Raw genomic sequence first — 11040 nt, 5'->3', positions numbered from 1 at the left:
TGGCTCTGATATTTCAGTAGGAACTCAGGTTGTTAATCCAAAACCAACATTAGATCCAATTGCAAATCAAACAGTTTGTGAAAATGAAGATGTTGTGTTTAGAGCAAAAGCTACAGGACGTGATTTAAATTATGAGTGGAAAATTGATGGAATTACTCAGCCTTCTACTATTGCTACACTATTAATTAGTGGAGCAGAAGTACTACCTGAAGATGCATTTACTCCAAAAGTGTATACCGTAGAATGTATTGTTACCGACGATAATGGTTGTGGAGGAACTTTATTAGAAACAGCTCAGTTAACAGTGAATCCTTCAACAATAATTCTAGCCACTTTAAAAAATGTGGTGCGATTTGTTGGTCAGGATTACACGATGACAGTTGATGCTACAGGTCATAATCTAACTTATACATGGACTCATGTAAAAGATGGTGTAACAACTACATTATCTGAAAAAACAAATTCATTAACATTAACAAATATTCAATTTGATGATGAGGGGTATTACAATTGCGAAATTGTAGGTACTTGTGCGACGCGAGTGGCAACAGGTAAATTAACAGTTAAGGAGCCTGTTGTTATTACTGATGGATTGGTAAGCTTGGAAGAAAAATGTGTGGGTGAACCATTAAGTTTAAACATAAGTGCAACAGGTCAAATTTCATCGATTAAATGGTTTAAGGATGGAGTTGAAATTCCTGGAGAAACTAAATTAACCCTTTATATTGCAGAACTTAAGGCAAGTGATGCAGGAGTTTATACATGTAAGGTTGAAGGAGAGGGAGCTCCTGTGGATGGTATTGTTGAGAAAACAACAGTTCGTGTTTATGAGAATACAACTCTTCTTGCAGCTCTTGGTGTAAAAACAATTTGTGAAGGCGAGGAGCTGGAATGGATTCCAAATGTAAAAGGAGCAGCTAATATTAAGTACAAATGGTTCTTTGGAGGAGTTGAGGTTTCAGATCAGAAAATTCTGAATTACAATCCAACCCTATTAGCGCACGAGGGAAATTACGAAGTACAAGTAACAGGTTTATGTGGTAATGTTACAACAACAGGAAGCCTGGATGTAACAGAATTGCCAGTAATTATTTCAGTTAGTGATAATGTAGAAACTTGTGAAAACACATCATTGATAGAATTTAGTGTGAGTGCTACTGGTGAAGAACTGAAATATCAGTGGAGAAAAGATGGAATTGATATAGTAGGAAAAACTTCGCCAGTATTGAGTTTAACATCAATTCAGCTTGAAGATGAAGCCAATTATACTTGTAAGGTTTATAACTCATGTGCAGAAGCCATTAGCGATGAAATGACACTTACAGTAATTCCTCAATTGAGAATTTTATCTGAGATGGCAGATATTGAGGTTTGTTCAGGAGAGGAGGTTACACTAACAACAGATGTAGAGGGTAATGATGTAACTTACCAATGGAAGTTGGATGGAGTTGATTTAACTGGAGAAAATACATCTGTATTGAATTTGGGTAAAACAAATCCTGATGATAGTGGATACTACACATGTATTGTTTCTGATAGATGTACAGATTCAAGATCAACAAAACCGACAGAATTGACCGTTCATGAATTACCAAACTCGAGAATTTTAGGTAGAATGACATTATGTGCGAAGGAAGATCGTGTTACATACACAACCGATGCAATGCCTGAAATTGAGTATGGTTGGGGAGTAGAAGGAGGATTGTTTGCCGGACCAGAAAAAGGTTTACGTACTCGTGTTACCTGGGGGGAACTGGCGAATGGAGAACTTTCTATCATGATTACCGATGTTACTACAGGCTGTGAGTCTAAAGTTGATTCATTGGTAACCTTACATGCTTTGCCAGATGTTAATCTTGCCCTTGTAGATCCGGTAAGAGGGGTTTGTAACCCAAGTAAGCCTTTAGCGGGTGGATATCCTGAAGGTGGTATTTATTGGGTTAATGACATTTCTGAAGAGGTATTCGATCCGTCAGAAAAAGGTGCAGGAACCTATAATGTTCATTATTCTTATACGGATGATTATGGATGTTCAAATGTAACATCAAAAACAGTTTTACGTGTAGATCCATTGCCAACTGTAAATATTACAGATGATACTACAATTGGTAGTTGTAAGCCTTTTAAATTAAATGCAGAAACAGATGAAAGTAATATTCAATGGGCACCAGCGGCAGATTTGGATGATGCAAATTCAATGACTCCAATATTTACTCCGGGAAAATCACAGGTATTGGTTGCTACGGTTATGGATGAACATGGTTGTACAAATATGGATTTGGTTGAGCTTACTGTGGCTCCACTTCCAGTTGTAACTACCATTTCCGATACTACGGTTGGTCAGTGTAACCAATTGCAATTACTAACTGATATTGTAGGTGATGCAGGAGAAATTAACTGGACGAATCCGGATCATTTGGATGATCCGAACACAAGAAGTCCGAAGATTGTAAATGCTCCTGAAGGAACCTATACTTACAAGGTTAGTGTGACCGACCTTTATGGATGTGATACAGAAGGTGAAGTACTTGTAAATATGGTAGCTGATCCTGAATTGGAAGAAGATAAGTTTGCTTGTGAGGGTGAAAAATTCGAAGTGAGTATTGCAGGAATGGAAAATCCAATTTGGGAAGATGGGTACACGGATACTGATAGAACAATTGATCAACCTGGTAAATACCTGTTAACCGTAGAGAACAAATATGGTTGTGGGGATGAACAAAATTTTGTAATAAATCCAACACCAAAACCAGAATTGCTGAATAATTTGATGTTTAGTGGCCCTAGAGAGATTGAGCTTGTTAAAGATCGCCCAGTAACCATTTTTGAAGGACAAACTGTAACATTAGCTCCAAACCTTCCATTGGAATATTCTCCATACTACTTTGAGTGGGAAGATGGCAAGGAAGGCAGTATTCTTCAGAGATACGAGGTATCGGAAACAGGTAAATATAAACTAACAGTAAGAGATAACTTAGGTTGTATAGCTAAGGATTCTGTTAATGTAGAGGTGAAACCGGTAGGTATAGAATCACCTAATGCATTTACTCCAAATTCGAGTAATGATAACGACAAATTCTATTTGAAAGATATCAATTACGATATTGAGCAATTTGAAATGTATGTATACAACCGTTGGGGAGAACTGCTGTATAAGACCGACGAAGTAGGTCGCAACGGAGGTTGGGATGGTAAATACAAAGGCAAACTTTGTCCGGCAGGAGCATATGTTTGGATGGTGTTTATTAATGGAGAACTTACCAACCAGGGAACCTTCATGCTGATCAGATAATTGAGAAAAGGTTTTATTTTATTGATAAAATAAATTTATTTTACAAGTGATTTCGGACTTACATACAAATGTCCGGATCACTTTTTTAACTAGGATAACTCTGTGGAGTTATAAATTGAGAATAGATGAAGAAAGCTCTGATTGTTTTTTGTGTATTATTTATGGGGGCGTTGGTACAAAGCTTTGCTCAGGATATCCGGTTTTCTCAGTTTTACGCAAATAAACTATACTTGAATCCAGCCTTGGCAGGATCTACAAATAATTCAAATGTTAGCTTAAACTATCGTAACCAATGGCCAAATTTGGATCTTCCATATGTTACTTACAGTGTAGCATTCGATAACTTCTATGAGACCTTAAATGGAGGAATAGGTGTTATGGTTATTCAGGATGACCAGGGAGATGGTGCATTAAAAACAACCACCTTTGCAGGGATGTACTCATTCTACTTGAGAATAACAGATAATTTTGTGATACGTCCGGCCATTCAGGCCGCTTTTATGCAAAAAAAGGTAGATTGGCAGAACCTGGTATTTCCAGACCAGGTTTCTCCTATTTATGGGAATATATTTCCACACAACCCTTCAGGTGATCCTGTAAACAGAAGAAAAGATGGATGGGATTTCTCATTGGGTTCGATAGCATACTACGGAGATTTTTATTTCGGTATTGCAGCACATCATTTGGCTAAGCCAGATTTAAGTTTTGATGACGAACAGGAAGACAAATTGCAAACCAAGTATACGGTTCACGCTGGCGCTGAATTTGTGTTGGGAGGAAGAAGCAGGAGATATGCGGATAATTGGATTCTTGCCCCGGCATTACTTTATCAGCAACAAGGAGATTTTTCTCAGATGAACTATGGTTTATATGCAAGTAAGAGTTCTGTGGTATTCGGATTGTGGTTTAACCAGAATTTTGAGCCAAATTACGACTCTTTTATTGCCATGGCAGGATTTGTTACCGAGCGTTTTAAAGTTGCTTACAGTTACGATTATGCCATTTCCAAGTTAATTCATACGAATACCGGGGCACATGAAATATCATTTTCCTTTCCGCTTGCTACCACCAAGAAAAGAAGAAAAAGAATTAAAGCAGTTCGATCACCAGTGTTTTAAGAAAATATTGCATAAAAAAAGGAGGTTTTCAATTTTGAAAACCTCCTTTTTTTGTTTTGTATCTCTATTTTATTCTTTCAATGTATTTAGCTCGAATTTTCTTCATCAAATCCAAATCTAAGTTTTCAGCATAAACTCTGATCATATCAATAGCTTTAAAATGATCGTAAATAAAGCCCAGAGAAACATCAAAGTGAATCATCTCCATATTGTACTTCACTTTCTTTGTTAATTGCTCAAATTGCTTCCAGTTTAGCTTTTCAGGAATGGTAAAATATCCATGATTTGGTTCAATATGATCTTTAAAGTATCCATCCTCGATGATATCCAATGCAAAAAACTTATCCAATTGGATCATAGCTTTTGAATTGTGCGGAATAGAACCATTCATTTTAAAGGTGATTCCTTCGGATTGATAACACTCCTGCAATTCTTTTACTTGATCGTAAGTATTAAGTCTTCTGATACGAATTACATAGTGTATATCATTATAAATGGTAATCGTACCTATTGCAGCATGGAACTTAGCCTCGAAGTAGCTCATTATTTTTTGAGTAGCTCGAGTAAACTCTTCTAAATCATATCTTCTATCTAATACTAAATAAATATAATGAGGCTGAACATCTTTCTGAAAACCATCATAATACTCATAGTATCCCGGAAACGGATTGGTCGCTTCAAGAACAATGGTATTAGGTATTATTTTATCATCTATAACTTCCAGTGTTTCTTCTTTTAGAAGACTACCATACTTTACAACATAGTTTTCAGTGATCATATGTAGAAGGAATTAAGGGGTTAATACTCGGATTGTCTTACACTTAAACATAGTAAAAATTGATAGTAAAAACAAGACCTAAAACTCTTTTTAATAATGTAAATTTTCTCTAATGATCACGGGTGAAAACAGGAGCATTATCTTTTGATAGATTAGGATTATAGATATATCCATCTAAATCAAAAGCTTTTAAGTCTTCAGGATTTGTGATTCCATTCTGAATAATGAATCGAGTCATTAATCCTCGTGCTTTTTTAGCGAAGAAGCTGATCATTTTGTATTGTCCATTCTTCAAATCTTTAAAAGCAGGAGTAACGATCTCGGCATTTATTTGCTTTGCTTTTATCGATTTATAATACTCGTTTGATGCCAGATTAATTAAATGTTTGTGATCGTATTCTTTTAAATCTTTATTAATGGATTTCGTGATTTTATCTCCCCAAAATTCATACAGATCTTTTCCTTTTCTGTTTTCCAGTTTTTTACCCATCTCTAAACGATAAGCCTGTATTAAATCCATAGGTTTTAAAACGCCATACAAACCTGAAAGAATACGCAATTGCGATTGTGCATTTTCAAAATCAGTATCGCTTAAACTTCCTGCATCAATTCCAGTATATACATCGCCTTTAAATGCCAATAATGCTTGCTTGGCATTATCTGGTGTAAAAGGCAAATTCCATTGGTGGAAACGTTCAAAATTCAATTGAGCTAGTTTAGGGCTAATGCCCATGAAATCTCCTATTTCATCAACTTTAAGTTTGCGAAGAATTTTAATTAACTGTTCTGCATCTTTCGTAAAGCTCGCTTCCGAATAAATATCTGTTTTTATTTGAGATTCAAAATCTAATGTTTTTGCAGGTGATATAACTATTAGCATGTTCTGTCCTTTTAATTTTTGATTCTTAAAAGTAAGTATTATTCATATAAGCATCAATAGAGTTTATCATTATTGATATTGCATTAGTTTCTATCTATGACAAAATGAAGGTATTCACATTTTTGGAAAGCTCCTTTGAAAAAAAGAAGCCCTTCCCCAAGCTGGGAAAATGCAATATGAAAAATAAAAGCCTTCCCCAAGTTGGGAAAACTAGAATTGAAAAAAATAGACCTTTCCCAAGCTGGGAAAACGTGATTTTAGAAAAAAGGGTCTTTCCCCAAACTGGGAAAGGGTATCGTTTTTAAAAATGGCCTTTCCCCAGCTTGGGGAAGCTTGTTTAAAAAAAAGAGACCCTCCCCAACTTGGGGAAGTCAATTCTGAAAAAAAATTACTTCCCCAAAATAGTTGTGGATAAAAAAAAGAGATTGACAATTGCCAATCTCTTTTAATTTATCTGGTTATAAATTCTTATCCGGATACAATTCATCCCACCATTGTGGCTGATCTTTTAGGTATTTTGCAAAGTATGCAAAGATGGTATTGTTCCAAAGAATGCGTTTGTTGTAGTTTTGAATCAAATGATCCTGACCTTTAACCTGCACAAACTCTACATCTTTGCCTAGTAGTTTTAATGCCTGGTACATTTGAATACTTTCTCCCAATGGCACATTGGTATCTTGGCTACCATGTAACAATAGCATTGGAGTCGTAATTTTATCAGCATTAAATAATGGACTTTGATCTACATAGATGTCTTTTCTGTTCCAAGGGAATGATTTTCCTGTTGCATTCATGCTGTATGAATAGCCCCAATAACCTTCACCCCAATAGCTGGTGATATCGCTGATACCAGCATGAGAGATGGCTGCAGCAAAAATATCAGTTCTGGTTTGTAGCAACTGCGTTGTAAAACCACCATATGAAGCACCAATACATCCAACTTTATCTGCATCGATAAATGAATGTTCTTTGATAAACTTCTTTGTCCCATTAATAATTTCATCGGCAGTAATAATGCCCCAATTGTTTTGGTGACGAGCCGAGAATTCCTGACCAAATCCTGTAGCACCACTTGGTTGTAGTAAGTACACTACATAACCCATGGCTGCATACATATTCAAAGGATAACGACCACCAAAACTTCTTTCAACAGGAGAAGTTCCTCCGTAATAGTTTACAATTAGTGGATATTTTTTATTGGAATCGAAATTTGGAGGATAGTAAACACGACCAATAATAGTTGTTCCATCTTCTTTGGTAAAATTCCAATCTTCGTTTTTACCTAACATCACATTTTTCAGGTGATCCTTTTCAGGATTTGCAATTACCTGATTTGCCTTAGAAGCAATATCATAGGTAAATGCTTTATACGGACTAGAAATTCCACAAGCCACATAGCTTAATGTTTTTCCATTTTCCGACAAATCAAAACCTCGAACTACATCTGAATTTGAATTCAATTCGGTAAATTCTTTCGAAGCAATATCATAGCTGAATAGTTTCACGTAGTCTTTGTCTTGTGCTTTGATGTAAATCTTATTATCAGACTTGTTCCAAATTGCTGCATCAATTGCAGGATCGAAATTGTAGGTGATAGGATCTACATTTTTAGAAGTAAGATCGTAAATGTATAGCTGTCCATCGTAATTGTTGGCAATAGGATGATTGCCTATATTCTCACCAACCTTTCCAAAGCAAGAAGGGCCACCTTGTACCAACAGTTGTTTGCTATCAGGAGAGTATTGAGCTTGTCCTGATACCAATTTATCTTCCCAAATGCTTTCCACTTTAAAAGTTTCAACATTCATTTGGTAAAGATTCTGTTTGAAATAAGGGTAGCCACTGTAATCAGGGCGAGATGTTGTGAAAAGGATACTTTTTCCATCTGCACTAATATCAGCCAAATCAGTACTTAAAGTTCCATAAGTAAGGCGCTGTTTTACTCCACTTGCAACATCTAATTTGTATAGGAATGATCTGTATCTGTACCATGGCAAACGATCTTCCATTCCCTGGAATTTCTTCATTTTCCAATCTTCAGAATTGCTTTTACCTACACTGTAGATGATAAATTTTCCATTTGGAGACCAAGTGTATGATGAAAAATCAGCAATGTTTTCAGCAATTTGTTTCTCGGTATTTTTTTCAAAATCGAATACAAAAACTGATGTTTTGCCATTATAGCTTTTTGTATACGAAATTTGATTTCCAGTAGGCAACCAAGTGATGTTTGATAGTTGCGTTCCTCTGAACGTGTAAAGAATTTTGCCAGTTTCAATTTCTTGGATTTCTTTCCAGCTCTCACTCTTATCTGATGGAGGTAAGGTTCTGCTATAAGAAATCAAAGCATATTTTCCGTCGAATGATAAAGCAGTATTTTTTACTTTTGTACCATCTAATACTTTGTTGATATCCATAAATTGTTTTGGAGAAAGACTCAATTCAAAAGCATTTGCATCATTTTTGGATTTTAAAGCAAGTTGAAACTGATTGTTTTTAGAACCACTTAGCACTTTCACAACAATTTTGTGGTGTCCTTGTTCTAGTTTTAGACTTTTGCTCGATTCCTTGGCTTTATCTGCTTCGTGTTTGTATTGCGATAATTGCTTTTTGCCATCCACATAAACCTCAATCATAGGGAAGCTTTTTAATGATAGCTCAAATTCACCCCATTGGTCGGTGTTTAGATATGAAACCAGATAGTACAATTTGTTTTCCTTATTCGGAAGAGAAAGAAAACCTTTAGAGTTGACATTTTTCTTTTTCCAGGTCAATTGCTCATTGTTCCAGTTTAGTTTGTCTGATTCTTTAGGAGCAATTTTGCAAAGGTCCATTTGGTTTTCCTGCAAAAGATTTTTCAGTTTGAAAGTACTTCCGCCAAAATCTTCTGTTGTGTTGAATGCTGGAAGATGGAGTTCGATGGCATCAGTAATTAGCCAATTTTTAATTGTCTGTTGCTTGTTATCCTCGCCAGAGGTGGCAAAACAAAGGTTTACACTTAGTATTACAGCCAAGGCTGATACAACGATCTTGTTCATTTTTTATTAAGATTTATTTGGTTTGTTGCTAGACCTCAATACTACGGAAATTTCGGAGCATAAAAAAGAACATTTGTTAGCTTCAATTCAAATTTTTAGCTGGTATTCAGTTTGTAACAAGAAAATATTTTGTTGGGAATTAAATAAATTGATTTATATTTGTGATACTCACGCAAAAAACGGAGGAAAGCTATGAATAAAATTGTCACAAATACACCTTGTAATTATCTGAGCTAAACAGCTTAAGCTTTCCTTATTCTATAGACATTATTAATCAGAAGTAACGGAGGCGTAGGCCGCCCGATACAATTTTTATATACCTAAAATTTTAATGGAGGAAAAATTATGAACACACCTATGAATTATTGTGCCCCATTTGCGGAGCTCGTGAAAGTTGAAGCAAATAATTGTTTCAAGACAGAAGGAAAAATAAAGAGTTTAATTCATCATCAAAAGCGAAAACGAAAATGCACTATAATAGCAATTTAAAAGAGAAATTTTTACGAGTAAAGGCAATTGACCGAGGAAGGCAATTGTTTAATATGATTAAGGAATCCTTATCAGGAGAAGAAAAAGATTATACCAATGGAAGAATTGGGAAAGCCTTATTTATGCTGGCAATACCAATGGTATTGGAAATGATTTTTGAATCGGTTTTTGCTATAGCGGATATTTTATTTGTATCCCAACTCGGCGATGATGCAGTTGCAACTGTAGGGATTACTGAATCGATAACAACCATTGTATATGCCATAGGGTTTGGTTTATCGATGGCGACAACAGCTTTGGTAGCCCGAAGAGTTGGAGAAAAAAAGTTCGAGAAAGCTGCAAAAGTCTCAAGTCAGGCCATTCTAACAGGAGCGATAGCCTCATTTTTTATCGCAGTAGTTGGAATTTTCTTTTCGAAAGACTTGCTGCGACTAATGGGCGCAAATGCTACCATTGTGAATGAGATGTCGGGGTATGCAAGCATTATTTTGGGCAGTAACATGATTATCATGTTGCTGTTTATTAACAATGCGATATTTCGATCAGCTGGAGATGCTGCACTATCTATGCGAGTGTTGATTATTGCCAACTGTTTAAACATTATTCTGGATCCATTATTGATTTTTGGTCTAGGTCCAATTCCTGCTATGGGCGTTGAAGGTGCTGCAATTGCAACTAGTATTGGTAGAGGTTTGGCTGTGGTTTATCAGTTTGTTTTGTTGTTTAAAGGAAGTGGTAAGATACACATCAAGATAGAGCATTTCACCTTGAAATGGAAAACCATAAAGAAACTGATTAAATTGTCGTTAGGAGGAATAGGGCAGAACATTATTGCAACATCAAGCTGGATTGGTTTGATGAGGATTATGGCTGAGTTTGGTAGTGCTGCCATTGCAGGTTATACCATTGCAATCCGTATTTTGATATTCATTTTATTACCATCCTGGGGTTTGAGCAATGCCGCAGCTACTTTGGTTGGTCAAAACTTAGGTGCCAATCAGTCAGAACGTGCAGAAAAATCGGTGTGGGCTGCAGGAAGAATTAATGTAGTGTTTCTGGGATTGATAGGAGTTGTATTCTTTTTGTTCCCAGCATATTTTATTGAGTTGTTTACTGATGATCAAGGGATCTTAGTAAATGGAATTCAAGCACTAAAAATTATTAGTTGTGGATTTATTTTCTACGGAATGGGAATGGTTTTGCTAAACTCAATAAATGGGGCAGGCGACACGCAAACGCCAACCTTATTAAACTTGATTAGTTTTTGGATTGTTGAAATTCCTGTTGCTTACCTGTTGGCAATTCAATTTGGTTGGGATCAAAAAGGAGTATTTTATGCAATTATTATTGCGGAAGCTGTTTTAACTTTAACCGCCCTGTATTGGTTTAAAACAGGAAGGTGGAAGTTGAAAAAAGTTTAAAAAGGATAAAGGATAAAGGATAAA

General features: G+C 35.8%; 6 protein-coding genes. 3 read left to right on the top strand and 3 right to left on the bottom strand.

The genetic code is table 11. The features are described 5' to 3' along the window. Window positions 1-3292: immunoglobulin domain-containing protein (locus DF185_RS09990; protein ID WP_133250013.1), on the top strand; the 3292-nt coding region annotated here is incomplete at its 5' end. A gap of 125 nt (window positions 3293-3417) precedes the next feature. After that, entirely contained in the window at window positions 3418-4410 is a 993-nt protein-coding gene (locus DF185_RS09985; RefSeq protein WP_110360593.1) for a PorP/SprF family type IX secretion system membrane protein, read from the top strand. A 64-nt stretch (window positions 4411-4474) separates the two neighbouring features. On the opposite strand, the gene DF185_RS09980 is transcribed toward DF185_RS09985, so the two are convergent. From DF185_RS09980 to DF185_RS09965, 3 genes are all read right to left on the bottom strand, one after another. Next, the gene (locus DF185_RS09980) at window positions 4475-5188 is read right to left on the bottom strand and encodes a hypothetical protein (RefSeq protein ID WP_110360592.1); all 714 of its coding nucleotides are present in this window, start codon (window positions 5186-5188) and stop codon (window positions 4475-4477) included. Between the two features lie 109 nt (window positions 5189-5297). Then, on the bottom strand, window positions 5298-6068 hold the full coding sequence (gene yaaA, locus DF185_RS09975; RefSeq protein ID WP_110360591.1) for a peroxide stress protein YaaA: 771 nt from the start codon (window positions 6066-6068) through the stop codon (window positions 5298-5300). A 458-nt stretch (window positions 6069-6526) separates the two neighbouring features. After that, on the bottom strand, window positions 6527-9106 hold the full coding sequence (locus DF185_RS09965) for a S9 family peptidase (RefSeq protein ID WP_110360589.1): 2580 nt from the start codon (window positions 9104-9106) through the stop codon (window positions 6527-6529). A 467-nt stretch (window positions 9107-9573) separates the two neighbouring features. Between DF185_RS09965 and DF185_RS09960 the strand changes: the two genes are divergently transcribed. Further along, the gene (locus tag DF185_RS09960) at window positions 9574-11016 is read left to right on the top strand and encodes an MATE family efflux transporter (RefSeq protein WP_110360588.1); all 1443 of its coding nucleotides are present in this window, start codon (window positions 9574-9576) and stop codon (window positions 11014-11016) included. The last annotated feature ends 24 nt before the right edge of the window (window positions 11017-11040 follow it).

Origin of the sequence: Marinifilum breve, assembly GCF_003202155.1 — a bacterium.
Classification (GTDB): domain Bacteria; phylum Bacteroidota; class Bacteroidia; order Bacteroidales; family Marinifilaceae; genus Marinifilum; species Marinifilum breve.
Note: the sequence above shows the minus strand (reverse complement) of the source record. Positions and strands in the feature narration are given on the sequence as shown.

Coding starts and splice junctions, on each gene's coding strand:
- DF185_RS09980 (WP_110360592.1), bottom strand. CDS start 5,188: ATGATCACTGAAAACTATGTTGTAAAGTATGGTAGTCTTCTAAAAGAA.
- yaaA (WP_110360591.1), bottom strand. CDS start 6,068: ATGCTAATAGTTATATCACCTGCAAAAACATTAGATTTTGAATCTCAA.
- DF185_RS09985 (WP_110360593.1), top strand. CDS start 3,418: ATGAAGAAAGCTCTGATTGTTTTTTGTGTATTATTTATGGGGGCGTTG.
- DF185_RS09965 (WP_110360589.1), bottom strand. CDS start 9,106: ATGAACAAGATCGTTGTATCAGCCTTGGCTGTAATACTAAGTGTAAAC.
- DF185_RS09960 (WP_110360588.1), top strand. CDS start 9,574: ATGCACTATAATAGCAATTTAAAAGAGAAATTTTTACGAGTAAAGGCA.